This is a genomic window from Actinoplanes utahensis, assembly GCF_016862455.1.
GTDB lineage: Bacteria > Actinomycetota > Actinomycetes > Mycobacteriales > Micromonosporaceae > Actinoplanes > Actinoplanes utahensis.
In genome coordinates, this window is record NZ_BOMZ01000065.1 from 26,642 (window position 1) to 49,086 (window position 22,445).

Annotated in this window: 23 protein-coding genes; 12 read left to right on the forward strand and 11 right to left on the reverse strand. The window is 72.3% G+C overall.

The features are described 5' to 3' along the window. Positions 1-145: 145 nt before the first annotated feature. Positions 146-1,759, forward strand: a complete 1,614-nt coding sequence (locus Aut01nite_RS23115; RefSeq protein ID WP_043533907.1) for a methyl-accepting chemotaxis protein — start codon at positions 146-148, stop codon at positions 1,757-1,759. Positions 1,760-1,798: 39 nt separating this feature from the next. Beyond that, positions 1,799-2,623, forward strand: a complete 825-nt coding sequence (nadE, locus tag Aut01nite_RS23120) for an NAD(+) synthase (RefSeq protein WP_043533906.1) — start codon at positions 1,799-1,801, stop codon at positions 2,621-2,623. Between the two features lie 9 nt (positions 2,624-2,632). Here the strand turns inward: nadE and Aut01nite_RS23125 are convergent, their stop codons facing one another. Continuing rightward, the gene (locus Aut01nite_RS23125) at positions 2,633-3,370 is read right to left on the reverse strand and encodes a hypothetical protein (RefSeq protein ID WP_052164710.1); all 738 of its coding nucleotides are present in this window, start codon (positions 3,368-3,370) and stop codon (positions 2,633-2,635) included. Positions 3,371-3,511: 141 nt separating this feature from the next. On the opposite strand from Aut01nite_RS23125, the gene Aut01nite_RS23130 reads away from it, so the two are divergent. Next, on the forward strand, positions 3,512-4,288 hold the full coding sequence (locus Aut01nite_RS23130; RefSeq protein ID WP_043533903.1) for an RNA polymerase sigma factor SigF: 777 nt from the start codon (positions 3,512-3,514) through the stop codon (positions 4,286-4,288). A 7-nt stretch (positions 4,289-4,295) separates the two neighbouring features. On the opposite strand, the gene Aut01nite_RS23135 is transcribed toward Aut01nite_RS23130, so the two are convergent. Beyond that, positions 4,296-4,826, reverse strand: coding sequence for a hypothetical protein (locus tag Aut01nite_RS23135; protein ID WP_063958913.1), 531 nt, complete (start codon positions 4,824-4,826; stop codon positions 4,296-4,298). 110 nt (positions 4,827-4,936) lie between these two features. Here Aut01nite_RS23135 and Aut01nite_RS23140 point away from each other — a divergent pair, with 110 nt between their 5' ends. Both Aut01nite_RS23140 and Aut01nite_RS23145 read left to right on the forward strand, forming a co-directional pair. Then, positions 4,937-5,755: an ABC-2 membrane transporter-related protein gene (locus Aut01nite_RS23140; RefSeq protein ID WP_507762682.1), complete on the forward strand. Its 819-nt coding sequence runs from the start codon at positions 4,937-4,939 to the stop codon at positions 5,753-5,755. A 102-nt stretch (positions 5,756-5,857) separates the two neighbouring features. Beyond that, positions 5,858-6,673, forward strand: coding sequence for an SAM-dependent methyltransferase (locus Aut01nite_RS23145; protein WP_043533902.1), 816 nt, complete (start codon positions 5,858-5,860; stop codon positions 6,671-6,673). Between the two features lie 22 nt (positions 6,674-6,695). Here Aut01nite_RS23145 and Aut01nite_RS23150 read toward each other — a convergent pair whose 3' ends face one another. Further along, entirely contained in the window at positions 6,696-8,015 is a 1,320-nt protein-coding gene (locus Aut01nite_RS23150) for an extracellular solute-binding protein (RefSeq protein ID WP_052164708.1), read from the reverse strand. Next, the gene (locus Aut01nite_RS23155; RefSeq protein WP_204037653.1) at positions 8,012-9,901 is read right to left on the reverse strand and encodes a vWA domain-containing protein; all 1,890 of its coding nucleotides are present in this window, start codon (positions 9,899-9,901) and stop codon (positions 8,012-8,014) included. The genes Aut01nite_RS23150 and Aut01nite_RS23155 overlap by 4 nt, the downstream gene beginning before the upstream one ends. 200 nt (positions 9,902-10,101) lie before the next feature. On the opposite strand from Aut01nite_RS23155, the gene Aut01nite_RS23160 reads away from it, so the two are divergent. Both Aut01nite_RS23160 and Aut01nite_RS23165 read left to right on the forward strand, forming a co-directional pair. Beyond that, positions 10,102-10,809 (forward strand): calcium-binding protein, encoded by a 708-nt coding sequence (locus Aut01nite_RS23160; protein WP_052164707.1) that lies wholly within the window; start codon positions 10,102-10,104, stop codon positions 10,807-10,809. A gap of 91 nt (positions 10,810-10,900) precedes the next feature. Further along, complete coding sequence (locus tag Aut01nite_RS23165) at positions 10,901-11,734, forward strand: patatin-like phospholipase family protein (RefSeq protein WP_043533900.1); 834 nt, start codon at positions 10,901-10,903, stop codon at positions 11,732-11,734. A 67-nt stretch (positions 11,735-11,801) separates the two neighbouring features. On the opposite strand, the gene Aut01nite_RS23170 is transcribed toward Aut01nite_RS23165, so the two are convergent. Continuing rightward, a complete protein-coding gene (locus tag Aut01nite_RS23170; protein WP_043533899.1) occupies positions 11,802-12,869 on the reverse strand; it encodes an alkene reductase in 1,068 nt (355 codons plus the stop codon). Positions 12,870-12,959: 90 nt separating this feature from the next. On the opposite strand from Aut01nite_RS23170, the gene Aut01nite_RS23175 reads away from it, so the two are divergent. Further along, positions 12,960-13,556: a TetR/AcrR family transcriptional regulator gene (locus Aut01nite_RS23175; protein ID WP_043533956.1), complete on the forward strand. Its 597-nt coding sequence runs from the start codon at positions 12,960-12,962 to the stop codon at positions 13,554-13,556. Between the two features lie 153 nt (positions 13,557-13,709). On the opposite strand, the gene Aut01nite_RS23180 is transcribed toward Aut01nite_RS23175, so the two are convergent. Next, a complete protein-coding gene (locus Aut01nite_RS23180) occupies positions 13,710-15,155 on the reverse strand; it encodes an MFS transporter (RefSeq protein WP_052164706.1) in 1,446 nt (481 codons plus the stop codon). An 87-nt stretch (positions 15,156-15,242) separates the two neighbouring features. On the opposite strand from Aut01nite_RS23180, the gene Aut01nite_RS23185 reads away from it, so the two are divergent. Further along, complete coding sequence (locus tag Aut01nite_RS23185) at positions 15,243-15,833, forward strand: TetR/AcrR family transcriptional regulator (protein ID WP_052164705.1); 591 nt, start codon at positions 15,243-15,245, stop codon at positions 15,831-15,833. 99 nt (positions 15,834-15,932) lie between these two features. Here Aut01nite_RS23185 and Aut01nite_RS23190 read toward each other — a convergent pair whose 3' ends face one another. Further along, positions 15,933-16,355, reverse strand: coding sequence for a MarR family winged helix-turn-helix transcriptional regulator (locus Aut01nite_RS23190; RefSeq protein WP_201775663.1), 423 nt, complete (start codon positions 16,353-16,355; stop codon positions 15,933-15,935). Between the two features lie 63 nt (positions 16,356-16,418). On the opposite strand from Aut01nite_RS23190, the gene Aut01nite_RS23195 reads away from it, so the two are divergent. Further along, entirely contained in the window at positions 16,419-17,006 is a 588-nt protein-coding gene (locus tag Aut01nite_RS23195) for a TIGR03086 family metal-binding protein (RefSeq protein ID WP_052164704.1), read from the forward strand. A 251-nt stretch (positions 17,007-17,257) separates the two neighbouring features. Here Aut01nite_RS23195 and Aut01nite_RS23200 read toward each other — a convergent pair whose 3' ends face one another. Further along, the gene (locus Aut01nite_RS23200) at positions 17,258-18,121 is read right to left on the reverse strand and encodes an EamA family transporter (protein ID WP_084000262.1); all 864 of its coding nucleotides are present in this window, start codon (positions 18,119-18,121) and stop codon (positions 17,258-17,260) included. 70 nt (positions 18,122-18,191) lie between these two features. On the opposite strand from Aut01nite_RS23200, the gene Aut01nite_RS23205 reads away from it, so the two are divergent. Then, positions 18,192-19,079: a LysR family transcriptional regulator gene (locus Aut01nite_RS23205; RefSeq protein WP_043533897.1), complete on the forward strand. Its 888-nt coding sequence runs from the start codon at positions 18,192-18,194 to the stop codon at positions 19,077-19,079. Here Aut01nite_RS23205 and Aut01nite_RS23210 read toward each other — a convergent pair. After that, a complete protein-coding gene (locus tag Aut01nite_RS23210; protein ID WP_052164702.1) occupies positions 19,024-19,650 on the reverse strand; it encodes a uridine kinase family protein in 627 nt (208 codons plus the stop codon). The two genes, Aut01nite_RS23205 and Aut01nite_RS23210, sit on opposite strands and share 56 nt — an antisense overlap. A 40-nt stretch (positions 19,651-19,690) precedes the next feature. Next, the gene (locus Aut01nite_RS23215; RefSeq protein WP_052164701.1) at positions 19,691-19,903 is read right to left on the reverse strand and encodes a glyoxalase superfamily protein; all 213 of its coding nucleotides are present in this window, start codon (positions 19,901-19,903) and stop codon (positions 19,691-19,693) included. Positions 19,904-20,062: 159 nt separating this feature from the next. Here Aut01nite_RS23215 and Aut01nite_RS23220 point away from each other — a divergent pair, with 159 nt between their 5' ends. After that, entirely contained in the window at positions 20,063-21,022 is a 960-nt protein-coding gene (locus tag Aut01nite_RS23220; RefSeq protein ID WP_043533949.1) for an ABC transporter substrate-binding protein, read from the forward strand. Between the two features lie 9 nt (positions 21,023-21,031). Here the strand turns inward: Aut01nite_RS23220 and Aut01nite_RS23225 are convergent, their stop codons facing one another. Next, complete coding sequence (locus Aut01nite_RS23225; protein ID WP_043533896.1) at positions 21,032-22,255, reverse strand: flavin monoamine oxidase family protein; 1,224 nt, start codon at positions 22,253-22,255, stop codon at positions 21,032-21,034. Positions 22,256-22,445 lie beyond the last annotated feature (190 nt).

Here is a 22,445-nt window from a genome sequence, read left to right on the forward strand (position 1 = left end):
CGGCGCTTCCTTCTCATCGTTCGATGCGATACCTCCGCGGGTCGCGGAGGATTGGCACGAGCGCCCCCGCTCTCCTCGGCTCACCCGCCGTCCGGCTCAGGCCGTCCCTCCGCCCGCCGATCAGGTAGGCGGAGGGATGGCTTTGATGAACGTTCGTGACGTGAGCGTCGGCGCACGGCTCGGCGCGTCGTACCTGGTGCTCACGGCGCTCATCGTGACCGCGGCGGCCGTCGGCTGGTGGGGCATCCGCCAGCAGGCCGACTCCGGCCGGGAGCTGGAGACCCTGGAACGGCTGCGCGACCAGATCGAGAACGCCTCGTACAACGCGGCGGACGTGACCGGCTGGCAGGGCCTGGTCATCGCGGACGCCGGAGCGTTCGGATACCGGTTCGCCACCGGTCCCGACGGCTACAACCGGCAGGGCGAGCTGAAGTCCAAGGACACCATCTACGCGGGCCTCGCCGCCACCGACGTGTCCGCCATGACCGCCGCCGAGCGGGAGCAGTTCGCCCAGCTCGAACCGGCCTGGGACGACTTCTTCGAGTGGGACGAGACGCTGATGCGGTGGCTCGCCGCGGACACCCAGGCGGCTCGGGCCAAGGTGATGACCAGTGTGAACGGCGGTGAGGCGTCGGCCGCGTACAGCAAGGTGCTGGACATCACCGCCGCCCTGGACACCTCCGTCGAGGCCCGAGCCCAGCGGTTGCGGGCCGAGATCCAGGACGTTCGGGACACCGCGGTACGGGCGCTCGGCGCCGCCCTGGCGCTCGCCGTGATCCTGGCCGTGCTGATGGGCGCCTGGACCACCCGCTCGGTCGTCGGCCCGCTGGCCGCGGTGGTCACGGCGCTGAACCGGCTGTCCGGCCGCGACCTGACCGTCCGGGTCGACCTGAACCGCCGCGACGAGATGGGCCGGCTCGGTGAGGCCCTGAACCAGACCGCCGCCTCGCTGCGCGACACCGTCGCCGCGATCGCCGGGCACGCCGGCACCGTGGACGCGGCCTCCCAGGACCTGTCCGGGGTGTCGGCCCGGATCGCGGCCGCCAGCGCCGAGATGGAGGCGCAGTCGGCCACCGTCGCGTCGTCGGCCGCGCACGTCTCCAGCAACGTGCAGACGTTGCAGGCCGGCAGTTCGGAGATGACCCAGGCGATCGACGAGATCGCCCGCAACGCCGGTGACGCGGCCCGGGTGGCCGGCGAGGCGGTGACCGCGGTCCGGCAGACCAACCACACCGTGGGCAAGCTCGGCGAATCGTCCACCGAGATCGGCAACGTGGTCGCCATGATCACGTCGATTGCCGAGCAGACCAACCTGCTGGCGCTCAACGCCACCATCGAGGCCGCCCGGGCCGGTGAGCTGGGCAAGGGCTTCGCCGTGGTGGCCGGCGAGGTGAAAGACCTGGCTCAGGAGACCGCCAAGGCCACCGAGGAGATCTCCCGCCTGATCAAGGCGATCCAGTTGGACTCGGCGGGCGCCGTGCAGGCGATCAACGAGATCGGCGACGTGGTGGACCGGATCAGCGACTTCCAGACGCTCATCGCCGCGGCCGTGGAGGAGCAGACCGCGACGACCGGCGAGATGAGCCGCAACGTCGCCGAGGTCGCCGAGAGCAGCGCGGACATCGCCACCAACATCTCCGGCGTGGCCGCCGCGGTCGGCACCACCACGACGGTGGTCCGGGAGGCCCAGGAGAACGCGGAGAGCCTGGCCCGGACCAGCACCGAGCTGCGGCAGCTGGTCGCCGGCTTCACGCTGTAGATCATCGGGGAGGCCGGAATCGGTCAGTAGAGTGCGAACATGGCGAACTTACGGGAGCAGATCCGCGTCGAACTCGGCGTCAAGCCGGTCATCGAGCCCAAGGAGGAGATCCGCCGGCGGCTCGACTTCCTGAAGGACTACCTCCGGTCGACCCCGGCGAAGGGGTTCGTGCTCGGGATCAGCGGCGGCCAGGACAGCACGCTCGCCGGCCGGCTGTGCCAGCTCGCCTGCGAGGAACTGCGGGCCGAGGGCCGGGAGGCGACGTTCGTCGCGGTCCGCCTGCCGTACGGGGTGCAGGCCGACGAGCACGACGCGCAGATCGCCCTGGACTTCATCGGCCCGGACCGGTCGATCGCGGTGAACGTGAAGCCGGGCGCCGACGCGGTCGCCGCCGAGGTGGCGGCCGGCGCCGGTGAGCCGCTGCGCGACTTCGTCCGCGGCAACATCAAGGCCCGGGAACGCATGGTGATCCAGTACGCGATCGCCGGCCAGTCGAACCTCCTGGTCGTCGGCACCGACCACGCGGCCGAGGCGGTGACCGGCTTCTTCACCAAGTACGGCGACGGCGGTGTCGACGTGATCCCGCTGACCGGCCTGACCAAACGGCAGGGCGCCGCGCTGCTGCGGGAGCTGGGCGCGCCGGACAGCACCTGGCAGAAGGTGCCGACCGCCGACCTGGAGGACGACCGGCCGGCGATCCCCGACGAGGTCGCGCTGGGCGTCTCCTACCAGGACATCGACGTCTACCTGGAGGGTGGCGACGTCGCGCCGGAGGTGGCGGCGAAGGTGGAGTCCGCCTTCCTCGCCACCCGTCACAAGCGGGCCCTGCCGGTCAGCCCGCACGACGGCTGGTGGCGCTCCTGAGCCGGCGGTTCACCCCCGGCCCCACCGGTCGCCGCCCTCGTGCAGGTAACGGCGTCTCTCCGTGGCGCCGTCGGCTTTGCGGACGGTGGTGACGATCGCTTCGTCCTGGACGGTGTAGGAGAGGAACGTCATGCGGGCGGCGTCCCCCTCGGTCCGCGGGTCGGCCGCGATGAACCCGTACCCGCCGGGGTGCCGCTGGCTGAAGGACAGCTGGACCGGGACGAGCGCCTGGTCCACGCTGTCCCTGCCGCATTCGATGAGGATGACCGCGTCCTCGGTGACCGGGGCGACGGCCGGTTCCTCGGCGAGGAACTCGGCGTACACCGGGCGCGCGCCGCCGGGCAGCATCGCGCAGGTCGTCGGGCCGGAGGACGCCATGCCGTCGCGGAACTGCAGGTCGCCGAGGTTCATGAAGGACACACCGAGCAGCCGCGTGTTGAACCAGTCGGTGTTCCGGATCCGGCTCGGGTGCCTGGTGCGCGACGCCGGGGCGGTGACCTGAGTCGTCCGCGACGGCGTGCCGGTGGACCCGCCCGGGCTGACGGCCGAGGGCGCGACCGAGGGTGGGACCGAAGCTGGGGCCGAGGTCGCGGCGGGCGTCGACGGGGTGGTGGCCATCGGGGTCGCGGACGGCGGTGGGACGGCGCCCGCCGGCCCCGCCTGACCCGAGACCTGCGCCGGTCCCGGCGTGCAGGCGGTCGTGGCGGACAGGCTCAGAACAGCGATCGCCAGAGGCAGCGCGCGCATGGGTGGGTCCTTCCGGCAGGGAACGGTCTCGATCGTGTGATGCACGTTGCACCCGATCGGTTCGCGAAAATCTTCCAACCGGTTTGCCCGCCGGCGGATGTGGGGAGTAACGGGCGCACGCACTTCCACGGAGGGATCTCGATGACCGTCATCGCTGACACCGCGGTACAGGCCGACGAACTGATCGTGGCGATGGCCGCACTGCCGGCCGGCCACCCGTCGCGGCCCGGCCTGCGGGACCGGGCGATCGAGGCGTGGCTGCCGCTGGCCCGCCACCTGGCCAACCGGTACGCGAACCGCGGTGAGCCCCGTGACGACCTGCACCAGGTCGCCGTGCTGGGCCTGATCAAGGCGGTCGACCGGTTCGAGGCCGACCGGGGCGTCGACTTCGCCGGCTTCGCCATCCCGACGATCGTGGGCGAGTTGAAGCGGCACTTCCGGGACCGTACCTGGTCGGTGCGCGTGCCCCGGCGGCTGCAGGAGCTGCGGCTGGCGATCACCGCCGCCAACAACACTCTGACGAACACCCTCGGCCGTTCGCCGACGGTCGCCGACATCGCCACCCACCTGGGCATCAGCGAGGACGAGGTGATCGAGGGCCTGGAGGGCGCGCGGGCGTACCAGTCGACCAGCCTGTCCACTCCGGTCGCCGAGGGCGGCGCGGAGCTCGGTGACACCCTCGGCGGCGAGGACGCCGGTTTCGCGAACGCCGAGCTGCGGGTCGCGCTCGGCCCGGCGATGGCGAGCCTCGACGAGCGCGAGCAGAAGATCGTCAGCCTGCGCTTCTACGGCAACCAGACGCAGCAGCAGATCGCCGAGCAGATCGGCATCTCCCAGATGCACGTGTCCCGGCTGCTCACCAAGGCCCTCGCCAAGCTGCGCACCCACCTGGACGCCGACGCGGTCAGCGCCCTCTGAATCACGCTCAGCGCAGCGGTTCACCGAATTCGTCGAAGGGGCCGTGCACGGTCTCCTTGACGAATTCCTCCAGTTCCTCCAGCAGCGGCCGGGCGTCGGCGAGGATCGCCTCGATTGTTCGCGGCGCGCCCGGCGCGAGCGCGACGATCTCCGGGACGGCAGTGGGCGTACGCTCCAGCTCGCTGACCGCCTCCAACGGCCCGACCCCGCCGGCCAGTAACCAGACGTAGTCTCCGAGGTCCCTGGCGAGCACCGCCAGCTCACCTTCGGACCCGAGGAACACCACCGGTTGCGTGTCGATCGCCGCCGCCGGATCACGCACCCAGATCGCCGCCAGGCCACCGGTGCCGTCCTGCCCGAAGCACCGCAGCGGCGGCACCCCGGCGTTCTCGTTGCCGGTCCAGGCCGTCCACCAGTCTCTGAGCTCCTCCGCCGAGTCGAACTGGTCGAACGGCTCGAAGTCGTGGCTCTCGTGGTCGGTGGCGAACGGCCCTGTCAACGCGGTGGCCAGCAGAGCCGGCATCTTCTGATCGAACACGGCTCCGAGCGTAGATCCTCACGTCGCCAGGGAACGCGGAGCCGCCGCGTCGGCGGGAGTGTGAATCATTCCGGCAGCGCGGCGGCCATGGCGGTGATCTCGCGTCCGTCGTGGACTCCGACGGGGTAGCGACCGGCACGCGCTGCGGCTCGGGCTCCTCGGCGAGGGCGACAAGCTGCCCACCATCAAGGAGGTGGTGGGAGCTGGATACCGGCACGTACCGGATGGTCTTCAGTCAATCCGTCAGCCGGGGCCGCCGGCTGGTGGTCAGGCTGCTGGCCGGTGGCGGGGCCGCCGCGCTCGGCGCCGGTCTGCTCAGTCTGGCGCTGACCCGGTGGGCGCAGCCGATCGACGCCGCCTCGGCGGACCGGATGAACCCCCTCGTCTTCGCGGCGCGGGGGATCGTGCCGGTCGGGTACGCGGCACTCGCCTTCACGCTCGGAGTCACGGTCGGGCTGCTGCTGCGGCGGACCGTCGCCGCGATGGCGGTGACCCTGTTGCTGATCGTCGGCGTCCAGATCGCCTCTCCGCTCGTGGTGCGTCAGTGGCTGGCCCAGCCGGTCACCACGGTCAGCCCGCTCCAGATGCCGAAGGAGTACGGGATCTCGATGAGCCGCGACGGCGGGGGGATGAGGCTCCAGATCGAACCCGAACAGCGAGGCGACTGGATCGTGTCGAGCACGGTGGTGACCGCGTCCGGCTCGGAGTTCCGAGGCCCGGCGGATACCACCCAGTGCGGTCCGGAGGCGCCTCGCGACCGCGAGACCTGCCCGAAATGGCTGGATCAGCAGAACCTCAGCCATCAGGTCGTCTTCGTGCCCGGCTCCCGCTACTGGAACCTGCAGTGGCGTGAGTTCGGCCTGCTGATCGGGCTGACCGCGGTGCTGGCCGGGTTCTCCCTCTGGTGGATCCGCCGCCGCCTGGCCTGACCGCACCGGCGGGCGCGGTGCCGGCTGGACCGTGCCGGCTGCCGTGCCCGCATCGATCCGCGCCACAGTGGACAAGTTCAAGATCGGCGCTATCGTGCTCGTGTGGATCACACGAGTGCGGTCGCCCGCGGGATCGACCCGAACCAGGCGCATCCGGCGCGGCGGTACAACTACTGGCTCGGCGGCAAGGACAACTTCGCCGCCGACCGGGCGTCCGGGGACGAGCTGGAGCGCCTGTTCCCGAAGGTGCGGCTCGGCGCCCTGGCGAACCGGGACCTGCTGTGCCGCGCCACCCGTCACCTGACGGCGGAGGTGGGGATCCGGCAGTTCCTGGACATCGGCACCGGGCTGCCGACCGCGGACAACACCCACGAGGTGGCGCAGCGGCACGCCCCGGACAGCCGGGTGGTCTACGTCGACAACGATCCGATGGTGATGGCGCACGCGCAGGCGCTGCTCAACAGCAGCGCCGAGGGGCGCACCGCGTACATCGAGGCGGATCTCAACGATCCGGAGGCGATCCTCGCCCACCCGGTGCTGCACGACACCCTCGACCTGAAGCAGCCGGTCGGCCTGATGCTGATCGCCGTCCTGCACTTCATCCACGGGCACGGGGCGGCCGAGCCGATCGTCAGCCGGCTGCTGGACGCCATGCCGTCCGGAAGTCACCTGGTCGCCACGCACGCCACGTCCGACTTCGGCACGCCGGAACAGCAGGCGCTTTACCAGCGGCTGGTCGAGCAGGGGAAGTCGGACGTGTGGACCCGCACCCGCGACGAGTTCGCCGGACTGTTCGACGGTCTCGAACTGGTCGCTCCGGGCGTGGTGCCGGCCAGCGAGTGGCACCCGGATCAGGGCGCGGTCATCCCGGCCCGCTCCGACATCAACGTCTGGGCCGCGGTCGGCCGCAAGCCCTGAGACCCGCACACCCGCGGAGGGCTCAGCTCAGCCGGCCGTGCAGGGCGTCGGTGAGTCGTGACACCGCATCGGCGGGCAGGTTGCCGTCGCTGTTCAGGGTCTGCGTGACGATCTCCTGGAAGGTGCTGCTGAACAGGGCGTAATGGGTGCTCTCCGGCCGCGGCCGAGCGGAGCCGAGGGCCTGCAACAGCGTCGGCGCGTACGGCCGGTTGCGCAGCACCTGCGGATCGGAGTACACGCCGGTGCGGGTGGCCGCCAGCCCGCCGTCGCGGAACAGCCGCCGTTCGCTCTCCTCGCTGGTGAGGAACTCGATCAGCTCCTGCGCGGCCCGCGGGTTGTCGGTGCTGCTGGCGATCGCCAGGTTCTGCCCGCCGAGCACGCTCGGGCCCGGCAGCGCACGGACCCCGAAGTCCTTCAGCGGCTGGTCCCCGGCCCGCAACTGCCCGTACGCCACCGGCCAGTTGCGCATCAGCGCGACCTTCCCCGCCCGGAACGCCTCCCGGCTGGTGTCCTCCCGGAACGTCGTCGACTGCGGGTGGACCGCCGGCGGCACGTCACCGTTGCGCTTCATCGCCTGGGCGAGCTTGCGCAGCCCGGCCCGCGCCGGTTCGCTGTCGATCACGACGAGGTCCTGGGCGGCGTCGTACACGTCGCCGCCCTCGGCCCAGATCGCCTCCAGGGCGCTGACGGTCAGCCCCTCGTAACCGCTGAGCGGGGTGACGAACCCGGCCTCGATCCGCGGCAGGAGCCCGGCCAGGACGCGCACGTCGTTCGGCCCCGGTGGCAGCGCGGTGGGCAGGGCGTCCTCGGGCACCCCGGTGCGGTAGTAGAGCAGCCCGGCGTCGGTGTTGAACGGCAGCGCCCACAACTTGCCGTCGAACCGGCAGGTCGCCAGCGGCGCGTCGAGGAACCCGGCGGTGTCGGTCACGGTCAGCGGCAGGATGAACCCGGCCGACGCGAACGAGGCGGTCCAGGTGGTGTCCAGGTTGTAGACGTCGGCGTCCGGCGCGTCCGACTGGGCGGTCGCCCGCATCTCGCTGTGCTGGGCGTCCGCGCTGGTGGGCAGGCTGACCAGCCGGGCCGGGGTGTCCCGGTGCCGTTCGTTCCACTCCTCGATCAGTTTCTGGCGCTGCCCGCCGGTGCTCTCGTCGACCCCGGAGTAGATCACCAGCTCGGCCCGGCCGCTCTGCGCCGGCGGCGGCGCCGCGCCGCCGCCCCAGTCGAACACGGCCGAGGCGGTGAGCAGCAGGGACACCGTCAGGGTGGCGCCGACTATCAGGCCGCCGAAGGGTGTCCGCACCCAGCGGAAGGGGCCGGCCAGCGTCGTCGGGAGAAAACTCACTGTCCACTCCACAGGTTCTCGAAGAGCCGCGCCATCGTCTCCGGGACCGCCTCCGGCGCGGCCCTGAGGCATTCGCCGCGGCCGGCGCGGGCCAGCTGGTACAGCGGCCCGGCACCCTGGAGGTTGTCGCACCGGGCCTCGCCGGTGGCGATCACGTACAGCCGGATGCCGGCGGCGGCCAGGCGGCGCACCCGGTCCACGGTCGCGCGCAGGCCGGGCCCGCCGCCGCTGTCCTCGCCGTCGGTCAGCACCACCATCGCCCGGATCCGGTCGCCGCCGGGCCGGGCGGCGAGACTGCCCATACCGTCCAGGACGGTGTCGTAGAGCGGGGTGACGCCGGCCGGCCGGACCGTGCGCAGGGTGTCGGTGACGGCACGGCGGTGCCGGTCCGAGCCGGGGGCGACGGCGACCAGCTCGTACGACCCCCGGCCGCGCGCCGCCGGGAACGACCACAAGCCGACCTCGTCGCTCGGGCCGAGCCGGCCGAGCGCCTGGCCCACCCCCTGCACCGCGACCGTGAACCGCCCGGCCTCGGCCATCGACCCGGACGCGTCGACCGCGAGCAGGACCCGGCCCGGGCGCTTGGCCTTCTCGTACAACGCGAGGGTTCGATCCGGATCGTGCGGAACGCACGCGTTGAGGTCGAGGTCGGAGCAGGCCGGATGCGGTTCGCCGAGGCCCGCCGCGGACAGGTGCGCGTCGGCGTCCTCGCTGCGCAGCCAGTCCCGGAAACCCTCGACGGCCCGGCGCTGCCGCTCGCCGGTCCAGGTGAACTGTACGAACGGGTGGTCGAGCGCGGGCGCCGACTTGAGCACCACCGGCTCCGGCAGGTCGGCCGGGGCGGGCAGCGGAACCTGGCAGCCGCCACCGAGCGCCCGGCCGGCGGCGAACCGCTGCCACGTCCGCAGGCTGGTGAGCACGGCCGGCGGGGCCTTGCCCTCGCGCAGGAAGGCGCAGAGCACACCGGCCTCGTCGGCCGCCGAGTCGGTGGAGTCGAAGACGACACGGGCCCGCCGGTGCGCCACGTCCGGGCCGACCAGCTCACCGCCGGCGCCGCGCAGGTAGACGTCGGCGGCGAGCAGGCCGGCGGGGGAGGCGGCCGGGTCCGGCGCTGCCAGCGACGGCTGCCGGTCGGTGCGGCTGAGCAGCGCCGACACCAGCTCGGGCAGGGTGTGGGTGTCGGAGTCCGGCACGTCCGGCACATCCGTTCCGGCGAGGACGATCGGGGACGTGGCGATCGACGTGACCCGTTCCAGTGGGGTCGGCAGCGCGCCCTTGACGACGATGTCCTGGACCCGGCGGACGTCCAGGACCGAGTCCGGCAGCCAGAGGTCGGGGCGCGGGCCGATCTGTTCGAGCGGGCGTTCGGTCGCGGCGTCGGCCCAGCGGCGGGCGAGGGCGCCGCTGACCGTGGCGGTGCCGGCGGCGTAGACGTACGGGTACACCGCCGGGCAGCCGTTGTTGGCCCGGGCGGTGACCAGGGCGTACTCATGGGTGAGCTCGCGGACCGCGGGCACGCCCTCCGGCGCGGTGAGGACGCGCAGTTCGAGCGCCTGCGGGCAGGCGCCGTCGGCACGGGTCAGCTCGAGGACGGTGACGATCGCGGCGGCGACCATGATGGTCGCCGCCGCGGCGGCCACTGCCGGCCGGGAACGCATCGGCCCGGGCGGGACGATCCCGTCGATCAGGCGGGTGTGGAACTCGACGAAGCCGGCGGCCGACAGGCCCACCGCCGCCGCCATCATGGCGGCGGTCAGTTTCACCCAGCGGTTCTCCACCGCGTCCAGCGCGTAGAACGCGAGACCCAGATTGGCGAGTCCGATCGTGACGGCCACGGCCTTGCGGACAGCGCGCCGTCGCCCTGACTGGTCCGGTTGTTGCAGCACGTGGCATGCGCCTCCACTGGCCCCCTCACCGCGGGCTCCAGTGTAGGCAGGCCCGCAACGTCGATCTATGCGTGCGGCCGCCGGCCCGCACCGCCTGATCCGTGATGACACGAAACCGGGAGATCGCTATCGGTCACGTCCTCATAGCATCCTGTGCGGCGGCAACGAGCCGCTTCGAAGTGATCCACGGGGGCTCTTCCATGTATCTCGTCAACCGCAGGACCCTGACCGCGATCGGCGCCGCGGCCGTCGCCGTCACCGCCGCGACCACCCTGTTCGGCGCTCCGGCCCAGGCCGCGACCGTCGGCAGGGCCGAAGTCGTCGGCGCCCGCGACACGATCGTCCGGTTCACCGCCGCCGGCGGCCAGCAGAACTCGCTGGTCATCACGATCTCCGGCCGCGTCACCACGCTCGACGACCGGGTCGCCATCAAGCCCGGCCGCGGCTGCAAGGCCGTCAGCGGCGACCGCACCAAGGTCCGGTGCACCACCACCGCCAAACCGACCGAGTACAGCATCAGCCTCGGCGACAGGAACGACGCCGTCCACAATCGGACCTCGTCGCACCTGACCGTGGCCGGCGGCGCGGGCAACGACATCCTCAGCGGCGGCTCGAACCGGGACCGGCTGTTCGGCGAAGCCGGCGACGACCGCATCTACGGCAACGGGGCGACCGACGCCGTCGACGGCGGCGACGGCCACGACCGGATCTTCGGCGGCGCCGGCGACGACTGGCTGGACGGCGACGACGGCCACGACATCGTCCACGGGGGCGCCGGCAACGACACCATCTACGGCCACTTCGGCAACGACGACCTGCGCGGCGAATCCGGCAACGACACGATCAACGGCGGTCCCGGCAACGACCGGATCAACGGCGGCGCCGGCAAGAACCGCATCACGGCCTGACCAGTGCACGGTCCTCCCGCCTCGCCGCCGGCGTCGCGGGAGGACCGTTTCTCTGTTTGGATCAGGGCATGACGAGAGTTCGGATCGGGGCATGACGAAGGCTCTGGTGCTCGGCGGCGGCGGCGTCACCGGCGTCGCCTGGGAGATCGGCATGCTGCACGGCCTGACCGAACACGGCGTCGACCTGACCGACGCCGAACTGTTCGTCGGGACCTCGGCCGGCTCCAGCGTGGCCGCCCAGGTGCTTTCCGGCGTACCCCTCGAGGATCTCTTCGCCCACCAGATCGCCGACGCCTCCGGTGAGATCGCCGCCCGCCTCGGCCCGGGAGTGATCCTGCCGTTCCTGATCGCCGGCCTGTGGCCGGGCGATCCGGCGCGGGGCCGCGCCTGGCTGGGCCGCCGGGCGCTGCGTGCCCGCACGATGCCGGAAGCGGAACGGCGCGCGGTCATCGCCCGCCGGATCGGCGACGGTGGCTGGCCCGCCACGGCCCGCTTGCGGATCGTCGCCGTCGAGGCCGGGACCGGTGCGGTACGGGTCTTCGACGCGTCCAGCGGCATCCCGCTCGTCGACGCCGTCGCCGCCAGTTGCGCGGTCCCGCTGGTGTGGCCGCCGGTGACCATCGGCGGCGCCCGCTACATCGACGGCGGTGTCCGCACCGTCGCCAACGCCGACCTGGCCGACGGCAGCCGCCAGGTCGTCGTGCTGGCCCCGGTCACCCGGTCGGTACGCCGTAGTGGCCGCCCCGCCGCCCAGTTGGCCGCCCTCGGTCCCGGCGTGCATGGCACGGTCGTCTCCCCGGACGCCGCCGCCCGCGCCGCGATCGGCCGGAACCCCCTGGACCCGGCCCGCCGCCGCGCCGCCGCCGAGGCCGGCCGTGCCCAGGCCGCCACCGAAGCCGCCCGCCTTCGCACCCTCTGGTCCTGATCTCCCGCCCGGCCTCGCCGCGTGACCGCCGCCGGACCGGCCGTAAGGCCGGTCCGGAAACGACGGCTCAGAGCGTGGGGTAATCGGTGTACCCGCGAGCGTCGGGGGAGTAGAACGTGCCCGGGTCCGGAGCGTTCTCCGGCGCGCCGGCGGACCAGCGGGCGACCAGGTCCGGGTTCGCCAGGGCGGCACGTCCCACCGCCACCGCGTCCGCGAGACCGTCCTCGACGAGTTCGAGGGCGGCCTCCCGGGTCGTCTGCGTACCGAACCCGCTGTTCAGGATCACCGGCGCCGCGGCCGCGTGCCGGAGCTTCTGCACCAGCTCACCCGCCGGATCCGCGTGCAGGATGTCGACGAACGCCAGCCCGAGCGGCGCGAGCGCCTCGGCGAGCACGGTGTAGGTGGCGATCACGTCGGCCGGATCCGTCTCCAGCGCGCCCTGAATGTTGTGCTCCGGCGAGATCCGCAGGCTGGTCCGGTCCGCGCCGATGGCCTCGGCGACCGCGGTCACCACCTCGATGGCGAGGCGGGCCCGGTTGGCGGGGGAACCGCCGTACTCGTCGGTGCGGGTGTTCGACGCCGGCGACAGGAACTGGTGGATGAGGTAACCGTTGGCGCTGTGGATCTCGACGCCGTCCAGCCCGGCCTCGACGGCGTTGCGGGCGGCGGCGACGAAGCCCGCGACGATGCCGCGGATCTCGTCGGTGGTCAGTGCCTGCGGCTCCGGGTACGCGGCCTTGCCGGAGGGGATCCGCGTCTCACCGGGCGCGGCGATGGCGCTGGGCGCGACGATGCGCCCGGTGCCGCTGATCTCCGGGTGCGAGATCCGGCCACCGTGCATGACCTGCATGACGATGAGGCCGCCCGCCTCGTGGACGGCGTCGGCGACCCGCCGCCAGCCGGCGATCTGCTCGGCGGTCTCGATGCCGGGCTGGCCGATCCAGGTGCGGCCCTCCCGCACCGGCCAGGTGCCCTCGGTGATGATCAGGCCCAGGGAGGCACGCTGGCGGTAGTGCTCGACCAGCAGGTCCCCGGGGACCCCGTGCTCACCGGCGCGCAGCCGGGTGAGCGGTGCCATGACCAGGCGGTTGCGCAGGTTCAGGGCGCCGAGACGCAGCGGAGTGAACAGGCTCATGGCGTGTCCTCGTGACGAAGTGACGGATCAAGTGGAACGGTAGTTCGAAGTGGTACTGAGTACCAAGTGAGCACCGAGTACGATCGTGTCGTGAAGGACACACCCCGAACGTCCCTGCGGGAACGGACCCGCCAGGCGATGCGCGCCGAGGTCAGCGCCGTCGCCACCCGGCTCTTCGCCGAGCAGGGCTGCGACAACACGACGGTCGAGCAGATCGCCGCCGAGGCCGGCCTGTCCCGCACCACGTTCTTCCGCTACTTCGGCACCAAGGAGGACGTGGTCCTGACCTGGCTGGAGGACCTCGGCCCGGCGCTCGCCGCCGCCTTCACCGAGCGCCCCGCCGACGAGCACCCGTGGACGTCCCTGCGCCGCACGTTCGACGTCCTCACCGCGATCAACGCCGACAACCCCGAGCGTTCCCTGGCCTTCCTCCGGCTGGTCGGGGCGAACCCGACGATGCGCGCCCGCCACCGCGAGAAGCAGGAGGGCTGGGAGTCCCTGCTGGTCCCGCTGGTCGCCGCCCGCCTCCCCAGCGATCTCCCGGCCGGCCACGATCCCGCGCCCCGCGCGCTCGTCGCCTCCGCCGTCGCCTGCCTGAACGCCGCCATGCAGGCCTGGGCCGACGGCGACGCCACCGTCTCCCGCGACACGCTCCTCGACCGCGCCATGCGGTTCCCTTTCACCTGACTTTTCTGGTACGGGCCACGCACGGTCCCGTGACCCGCGGCGGCTGCGGCAGGCGTCCCCGTACGGCCGTCCCCCGGTGCCGCTCATGCGTGCCCCACGCGCGTGGTGATGTCGGGCGCGCATCGCGCCCGACATCACCACGCAGGCGGGTTGTCACGTCGACGGCTGCGGATGCCGCTGGTCCACGACGCCGGCCGGCTCCACGGCCGGGACCCGGGCCGGCCGGTCGATGAACAGCAGAACCAGCAGCCCGCCGACCGCGAACACGCCCGCCGCCAGCAGATAGCTGAGCCGGAACGCGTCCTCGGCGGGCAGCGGCACCGACCCGTACGACCGGGTCCGTGCCGCCAGGATCGTGATCACCAGCGCGCCGCCGATCGTGCCGCCCACCGTCCGCATGATGGAGTTGACCGAGTTCGCGATCCCGGTCTCCTCCGGCTGGATGTGGCTGACCAGCAGCACGGGCATCGCCGCGTACGCCAGCGCGATCGCGCAGCTCGCCACCACGAACGCGGTGATCGTCTGCGCCCGGCTGTCGTGCAGCACCGCCAGCGACGCCGTCCCCGCCGCGGCCGTCCAGCAGGCCAGCGCGAGCGCGTTGCGTGCCCCGATCCGCCCGAGCAGCGGCCCGGCGAGCGGCCCGACCACCACGCTCACCGCCGCCCCGGGCAGCAGGAAGATCAGGCTGGTCTCCAGCGCCGTCGCGGTGAACCCGAACCCGGTGAGGTCGCGCGGGCTCTGCACGAGGTGGCTCATCGCCAGCTGCAGAGCGAACATGGCGAACCCGACGGTCATCGCGGCGAGGTTGGCGACCAGGATCGGCCGGCGCCGCAGCATCGCCATCGAGACCAGTGGCGCGTCCATCCGGCGTTCCAGCAGGTAGAACCCGGCGAGAATGACGGCCGAGGCGGTGAACAGCGACAGGACCCGCGGCGACGACCAGCCCCAGCTGTGCCCCTGTGAGATCGGCAGGAGCAGGCTGATCAGCCCGGCGGACAGCACCACCGCGCCGAGCACGTCGACCCGCCCGCCGCCGCCGGCCCGCCGCGGCAGAGTGCACGCCAGCGCCAGAGCGATCGCGCTGACCAGCGCACACAGCCAGAAGATCCGCCGGTAGCCGGCGTCGCCCTGCATGAGCAGCCCGGCGGCGACCAGCGCGGCCCCGCCACCGATCCCGAGAGTCGAGGAGACCAGGGCCATCGCGCTGGTCAGCCTGGCCGGCGGCAGTTCGTGGCGGAGCAGGCTCAGGCCGAGCGGGAACAGCCCGAAGCTGGTGCCCTGCAGAACCCGGGCGGCGATCAGCCAACCCACGTCGTGCACGGTGGCGGCGAGGACGCTGCCGGCGAGCGTGACGATCAGGGTGCCGACGAAGACCGGTTTGATGCCGACGACGTGGCCGAGCCGGCCGAGCAGCGGGGTGCAGGCGGACGCGGCCAGCAGCGTCGCCGTGGACACCCATCCGACGGTGGTGGCGTCGGCGCCGAGCTGCTGGCCGATCTGCGGCAGCACCGGAACCGGGATCGACTGGATGAGGCTGAGCAGGAAACTCGCGGCCGCGGCGGCGACGAGCAGCAACCTCGGGCGTACGGGTGGGGTCACGGGCGCTTACACTAGCCGCAGTATTCGACAGTGCGTCGAAATTTTTGATCGCAGCGTCGAACGTCACCGTGGAAGGCACTGTCGAACATGAGGCGCAAGGCCGGGCCGTCGAAGGGCGATCTCCGCGAGGCCGCGATCCTGGACGTGGCACGGCGGATGTTCGCCGAGCGCTCCTACGAGGCGGTCACCATCGACGATCTCGCCGCCGGGGCCGGCATCTCCCGGACCGGTTTCTACTTCTACTTCCCGACCAAACCGGCCGTGCTGACCGCCCTGATGGCCCGGGTCTCCGACGACTTCGCGGCCTCCCACGTCTGGTTCGACAGCACCGGCCCCGCCCCGGACCTGCTGCGCGAGCAGTTGCTGATGTCCGCCCGGATCTGGCGGGCGAACGCCGGCCTGCTCAGCTGCTCGGCGACCGCCGCCGCCTCGTCCGAGCCGCTGCGCGACCTGCTCACCCACTCCAAGGCCCGGTACGACGAACGCGCCGCCGCCAAGATCCGCCGCGATCAGGCGAACGGCACCGCCACCACCGCCATCACCGCCGAACGCCTGGCCGAGATGATCTCCGCCATCCGCGACACCCAGTACGGCCGGCTCGACCAGGCCACCGACACCGAACTGCGGAACGTCGTCGACACCCTGGTCACCGCGATCCAGCGCCTCGTCTACCACTGACAGCCAGCCGCTGTTTCTCACGTCTGTCTCGAGGCCGCCGAGACAGCACTCACCGCCGGCCGGAACGCGGGCGCGCGGGATGCGGCGGGCTTCGGTGGTTCAGGTGGTGGGGGTTCGGGCGGAGAGGGCGACGAGCGTACGCAGAAAGGCTTCCTGATCGGGTTCCGGGACCGTGGCCAGAAGGCCGGCTTCGGCGGCGCGGATCTCGGCGACGATCGCCTGGTGGGTCCGCCGGCCCCGGGTGGTGAGGGCGAGGAGGCGGACGCGGCGGTCGGCGGGGTCCGGTTCGCGGGTGATGAAATCGCGTTCCTGCAGGTCGTCGAGGACGCGGATGAGGCGCGTCTTGTCGGCGCCGATGCTGTCGGCCAGGGCGGCCTGGGTGCGCATCGGGCTTTCGTGCAGGGCGGTCAGGACGGCGTAGGCCCACATGGTCACCTCATGGCGGGCGAGGATCGGCTGTTCCATGGCGAGCAGCCGTCTGCCCAGCCGGAACATCATCGCGCCGAGATCTTCCCGTTCCACGGGTCTGTTCCTACCACCCGCGCGGCCCTTGACTATTAGTAAGCAGGCGCCCATCATAAGCTCATGCATACCATTGAGCCGACAAGAGCGGTGCTGCACGACACCGTCACGTTGATCGACAAGGTGACCGACGTCGATCTGCGGTTGCCGACGCCGTGCGCGGGCTGGGATCTCGCGATGCTGCTCGGGCACATGACCGCTCAGCATCACGGGTTCGCGGCGGCCGCCCGGGGGAGCGGCGGCGACCTCGCGGTCTGGGCGCAGGCGCCCGCCGGTGCGGACGCCGCCGACAGATATCGGGAGGCGGTCGCGGACGTGCTGGCGGCGTTCTCGGTGGGGGACGTCTTCGAGCGGCCGTTCCACCTGGCCGAGTTCGACGCGACCGTGCCGGGGCGGATGGCGGTCGGGATGCACCTGGTCGATTACGTGGTGCACGGGTGGGACGTCGCGCACACGCTCGGGGCCGGATTCCGTCCGGGGGCGGAGGCGGTGACGGCCGCGCTGGAGGTCGCGCGGTCGGTGCCGGACGGTGCTGATCGGCTCGCCCCGGGCGCGCCGTTCGCTCCGGCGCATCCGGTTCCGGTCGACGCCGATCCGCTCACCGAGATCCTGCTCCTGCTGGGCCGCGACCCATCTCGGCGTCCGGGCTGAAGGACTGGGGAGCGGCGGCGCGGTTTCCGCCGCAACGCCTCCGCCTCCGCATTCTCCGACCACGCCTTCGGCGAAGAAGTCGGCGATGCCCGACAGCAGCCGATCGCCGCCTCCGGTCCAGCACCGCCCGCCGGCCGGCTTGAGGAGTGGGAAGAGGACGGCGACGGCCGGGCCGAGGTCACTGAGGGAGGAGCCGTGAGCGGTTCGGATCGGCCGGACGATCGGCCCGCGCCGCCTCTTCCGGCGAGAAGTCACTGCGACGTGCGTACCACCTCGTGGTTGTGATCCCTGGTTTTCGGCGGTGTGCGGACCGCACCCGCGCTGGCCACGATGACCAGGGCGATCGCCGCGAGTTCGATCGTGGTGAGGCGCTGGTCCAGCACCAGGAACCCGGCGAGGGTGGCGATCGCCGGCCCGAGGCTCATCAGCACCGCGAACGTGGTGGTGGGCATGCTGCGCAGCGCCCGCAGCTCCAGCGAGTACGGCAGGACCGACGACATCAGCGCCACGACCGCCCCGAGCCCGAGCGTGACCGGATTCAACAGTGCCGTGCCCGCGTCGGCGATGCCGATGGGCAGGGCGATCACCGCGGCCGCCGTCAGCGCGAGCGCGAGCCCGTCCGTTTTCGGGAAGCGCCGGCCGGCGCGGGCGCTGAACACGATGTACGCCGCCCACATCGCCCCCGCGCCCAGCGCGAACCCCGCCCCGGCGAGATTCAGCCGCTCGAAACCCTGGTAACCGAGCAGCGCCACCCCGCCGGCCGCGAGCGCCGCCCACAGCCAGCTCGCCGCCCGCCGGGCCGTCACGACCGACAGCAGCAGCGGCCCGAGCACTTCGAGGGTGACCGCCGGCCCGAGCGGGATCCGGTCGATGGCCTGGTAGAACAGTCCGTTCATGCCGGCCAGCGCCACCCCGAAACCGGCCGCCACCAGCCAGTCGCCGCGACCGTACCCGCGGATCCGGGGCCGGCACACGGCGAGCAGCAGCGCCGCCGCGATGCCGAGCCGCAACGCCACCACGCCCGCCGCGCCCGCCTGCGGAAACAACAGAGCCGCCACCGCCGAGCCGAACTGCACCGACAGCGCGGCGCCGAGCACGAGTCCCACCGCATTCACGCTCCGACGCTATGCCCGCCGGATCGCGTCCCGGAAATGCCGGTTCCCGTCATGGTTATGCTCCCCGGTCATGACCGCCGAGTTACGGCACCTCAGAGCGTTCCTCGCGATCGCCGCCGAGGGCAACATCACCCGCGCCGCGACCCGGCTGCACGTCACCCAGCCGGCGCTGTCCCGCACGCTGCGCCAACTGGAGACGCACCTCGGCGTCGGCCTGGTCGACCGCTCCACCCACCATCTCGACCTCACCCCGGCCGGCCGGGCGTTCCGGGATCGGGCCGCCGCCGCGGTCGCCGCCGTCGACGACGTGCTCGACCCGGCGCGGGCCGGCTCCTGGCCGCTGCGTCTCGGGCACACCTGGTCGGCGCTGGGCGAACACACCACCACCCTGTTGCGCGCCTGGCAGCAGGCCCATCCGGACATCCCGCTGCGGCTGCTGCGCATCGACGATCGCAGCGCCGGGCTGCTGCAGGGCCGCACCGACGCGGCGGTCCTGCGGGAACCCGGTGACATCCCGGGTGTCCGCACCGAGCTGCTGACCACCGAGGAACGGGTCGCCGCCGTACCCACCGCGAGCACGCTGGCCGCCCGGGCCCGGTTGTCGCTCGCCGACCTGACCGGCTGGCGCATCGCGATCAACACGGTCACCGGCACCACCAGCCTGGACCTCTGGCCACCCGGCGCCGCCCCGGCGGCCACCGTCGAGGTCGCCAACACCGACGACTGGCTGCTCGCCATCGCCGCCGGCGACACGGCCGGGGTAACCAGCACCGCGACCGCCGTGATGTACCCGCACCCGGCGATCACCTATCTCCCGCTGACCGGCGCCGCCCCCATTTCTCTGCACGTGGCCTGGCGCCCGCCCGCCGCGCATCCCGCGGTCCCCGCTCTCGTCACGCTCCTCAAAGACCTTTTCGGGGGTACGCCGCGAACACCCGCCCCTCCGATCCCAGGTTGACGATCGTGGTCGCCCGGTTCCACGGCTGCTCCCGCAGCAGGAACGGCAGCTCCTCCCGCAGCCAGGCCGCCACGTGCGCCCGCTGCTCGGGGGAGTCGCCGTCGCGGGCGGTCAGCCGGCGTTCCTGCTCGTCGAGGTCGCCCTGGATCCACACGGCGGAGTCCAGCCACGGCGCCAGTTCCGCCCGGATGACGCCGGTGCCCTCCACCCAGACGACCCCGGTCCCGGCGGGCACGGTGATCGACCCCGGCCGACCGTGCGCGACCCAGGCATCCGGCCGGAAGTCCACCGCCGCGCCCCGGCGCAGCGGCCGCAGAACGTTCTCGGCGAGCAGCCCACCCCAGTCGAAGCAGGCGTGATTCCAGGCGACGTCGTCGGTGTGCACGATCGCCGACCCGGGCACCGCCGCGCGCAGCCGTTCCGTCAGGGTCGTCTTCCCGGCGCCGCCCCGCCCGTCGATGCCGACCACCGTCAGCCGTCCCGGCGACGTGCCGACCAGCCGCCGCACGAGGTCCGGCAGCGTGATCTCCTGATGGTCGTGTGCCTCGGGCTCACCCGGATGCAGCCTCATCGGACACCCTCCCGCTCCTGTCACTCGGTCTGGGCGAAACTCACTCGGTCTGGGCGAAACGCAGAACATCGCCGTACGGGTCGATGACCTCGAGAGTCGGCCCGCCGGGGGCGTCCGGGTCGACGCCGCATCGGGGCGCAGGGCGGTCGTGCAGCTCTTCGTACAGGGCGTGCACATCGGTGACCGGGATCCAGACGACACCGTGCGGGCTGTCGTCACCGTGATGTTCGGACAGGTGCAGGAGCGGCCGCATTCCAGTCCTCGGCCCATCAGGCACCTGCCGCGCCGATGTTATCGGATGTCGCGCCCGAGGGTCGTTCGCAAGGCTTCGGACGGGCGGGAACGGCCATTGACGTACGCAAATGATCGCTCTAGGTTGCGTTGAGGCTGATCGATGAATGAGGTGGGCGTCATGCGACGATCTCGGCTGCTCGCGGCGCTGGCCGCGACGTTCCTGCTCGTCACCGCGTGCGCCGACGACCCGGACGAGGGCGGCCAGGCGGCCGGCGCCCTCGACAAGGTGAACACCGGGGTGATCGCGATCGTCGACGTGGCGCCCATCTACCTGGGCAAGGAGAAGGGCTTCTTCCGCGAGCAGAACATCGATCTGACCCTGACCGCCGCGCAGGGCGGCGCCGCGATCGTCCCGGCGGTGACCAGCGGCCAGTTCCAGTTCGGATTCAGCAACACCGTCTCGCTGCTGCTCGGCTCCGCCAAGAAGGTGCCGGTCGAGGTCGTCGTCAACGGCACGAACTCGACGGGCGTCGACGGCAATGACTTCGCCGGCCTGTTCGTCAAGGCGGATAGTCCGATCAAGAGCCCGAAGGACCTCGCCGGGCGTACGGTCGCCGCGAACACCTTGAAGAACATCGTGGAGACGAGTGTCCGGGCGTCGGTCCGCAAGGACGGCGGTGACGCGACCGCGGTGAAGTTCACCGAGCTGGCGTTCCCCGAGCAGGTTCCGGCGCTGACCGCGGGGCAGGTCGACGCGATCTTCGTGGTCGAGCCGTTCCAGCAGTCCGCGATCGCCGCCGGCGCCCGCAAGATCGCCTCGAGTTACGTCGACGCCGCCCCGAACCTCACCGTCGCCATGTACTTCACCTCCAACCAGCTGATCGCCGACAACCCCGACCTGGTCCGGCGCTTCACCGAGGCGATGAAGAGATCCCTGGCGTACGCCGACGAGCACCCCGACGAGGTCCGCGCGGTCCTCGGCACCTACACCAAGATCGCGCCGGAGGTCCGGGAGTCCCTGGTCCTGCCGAAGTGGCCGGCCGAGATCGACCGCGCCTCCGTCGAGACTCTCGCCGACCTGGCCGTCACCGACGGGCTGCTGACCGAACTGCCGGACCTGGACGTCCTGCTGCCCTGACGGCCCCGGTCACCGCGGCGGCCTGATCACCGCTGCCGCCCGGGCCGCGATCTCCGCGTCCGTACCGGCCCAGAGTTCGTCGAGCCACGGCCCGGCGAACAACCCGACCAGGGTCGGCGCCCCGTCGGCCGCGCTCGCGTCGAGCCATTCGGCGACACAGTTCTCCCGCGGCCCGTGCACCCGGTAGTACCCGCCCGGATGCTCCGGCCAGAACCGCTCGGCGAACCGGAGCACCACCTTCTCCACCCGGCCCATACCCAGCCGTGACAGCGCCTTCCGGTGCGGGTCCGGCAGTCCCGGCTCGAACGCGATGGCACCCGCCGCGAGCACCCCGAGCGGCACGGTCACGATCACCGCGTCCACCCGCTCGTGCATCCCGTCCCCACTGACCGTCACCCCGTCGTCGTCGACCGCGATCCGCCGCACCGGCTGCCCCAGCCGCACGTCGAGCCCGGCCGCGAGATGCTCCACCAGCAGCCGGTACCCGCCGACGATCCACCGGTCGCCGTGACCGACACCGGGCTCGAACCCGTACCGGGCGCTCAGCCAGGACAACGGAGCTCCGGAGTCCATCACGATCTCCGCGTCGACGAACCGCCGGATGTCCCGTTCCGTCCACGGTCCCGGCTCCCGCAGCCAGGCGTCGAGGACATCGCCGATCCCGGCCCCCACCGGTGCCGCCGCGAGCCGCTTGCGCAGCTCCTTCTCAATGCCGTCGATGCTTCCGGCGGTGTCGTCGCCGAGCAGGACCGGATCGTGGAAGTCGGTCGGCACCAGCCGCAGCCCGAGTCTCTCCGCGAGCCGGGCGAGGACGTTGTCGTCGTACTGTTGCAGCCAGTTGGCGCCCAGGTCGAAACCGCTGCCGCCCACCTCGGCCCCGGCGGTGCGCCCGCCGAGCCGCTCCCGCGCCTCCCACACGACCACGTCGGCATCACGGTCGGTGAGGGTGCGGGCGGCGGCGAGACCGGCCATGCCGGCACCGATCACCGCGATGCGATCATGCCTGCGGTTCGCGGCCCACGCCGCCGCCACGACCCCTTGCTCGTACGCGCCATGCGTCATGCCCGCCCGCGTCGGATGTGTCGCCTCCCCGGCGATCCGCAGCCGGTTCCCGATCGGTGTCCCGAGATTGACCCGGTCGGCCGGTGTGCCGTCCCGCCCGATCAGGCTCCACGATCCGCGCGCCCACGGATCGTCCCCCCAATGCGAGACGGCATATCCCAAGATCGACACCCGTGCGAGGTTACCAGTGGTCCGGGTTTCACCGGCTGGTTCTCACGGCCGCGGCCGGATCCTCCCGGCGCCCGGCTGCGGCCGGATCCTCCCGGCGTTCGGCCGCGGCCGGATCCTCCCGGCGCCCGGCTGCGGCCGGATCCTCCCGGCGTTCGGCTGCGGCCGGATCCTCCCGGCCCCCGGCTGCAGC

Bases quoted from the DNA above. Each gene is read 5' to 3' on its own strand.
- Aut01nite_RS23160 (WP_052164707.1), top strand. From the start codon at position 10,102: ATGTATCTCGTCAACCGCAGGACCCTGACCGCGATCGGCGCCGCGGCC.
- nadE (WP_043533906.1), top strand. From the start codon at position 1,799: ATGGCGAACTTACGGGAGCAGATCCGCGTCGAACTCGGCGTCAAGCCG.
- Aut01nite_RS23130 (WP_043533903.1), top strand. From the start codon at position 3,512: ATGACCGTCATCGCTGACACCGCGGTACAGGCCGACGAACTGATCGTG.
- Aut01nite_RS23195 (WP_052164704.1), top strand. From the start codon at position 16,419: ATGCATACCATTGAGCCGACAAGAGCGGTGCTGCACGACACCGTCACG.
- Aut01nite_RS23220 (WP_043533949.1), top strand. From the start codon at position 20,063: ATGCGACGATCTCGGCTGCTCGCGGCGCTGGCCGCGACGTTCCTGCTC.
- Aut01nite_RS23115 (WP_043533907.1), top strand. From the start codon at position 146: ATGAACGTTCGTGACGTGAGCGTCGGCGCACGGCTCGGCGCGTCGTAC.
- Aut01nite_RS23210 (WP_052164702.1), bottom strand. From the start codon at position 19,650: ATGAGGCTGCATCCGGGTGAGCCCGAGGCACACGACCATCAGGAGATC.
- Aut01nite_RS23215 (WP_052164701.1), bottom strand. From the start codon at position 19,903: ATGCGGCCGCTCCTGCACCTGTCCGAACATCACGGTGACGACAGCCCG.
- Aut01nite_RS23205 (WP_043533897.1), top strand. From the start codon at position 18,192: ATGACCGCCGAGTTACGGCACCTCAGAGCGTTCCTCGCGATCGCCGCC.
- Aut01nite_RS23125 (WP_052164710.1), bottom strand. From the start codon at position 3,370: ATGCGCGCGCTGCCTCTGGCGATCGCTGTTCTGAGCCTGTCCGCCACG.
- Aut01nite_RS23165 (WP_043533900.1), top strand. From the start codon at position 10,901: ATGACGAAGGCTCTGGTGCTCGGCGGCGGCGGCGTCACCGGCGTCGCC.
- Aut01nite_RS23185 (WP_052164705.1), top strand. From the start codon at position 15,243: ATGAGGCGCAAGGCCGGGCCGTCGAAGGGCGATCTCCGCGAGGCCGCG.
- Aut01nite_RS23170 (WP_043533899.1), bottom strand. From the start codon at position 12,869: ATGAGCCTGTTCACTCCGCTGCGTCTCGGCGCCCTGAACCTGCGCAAC.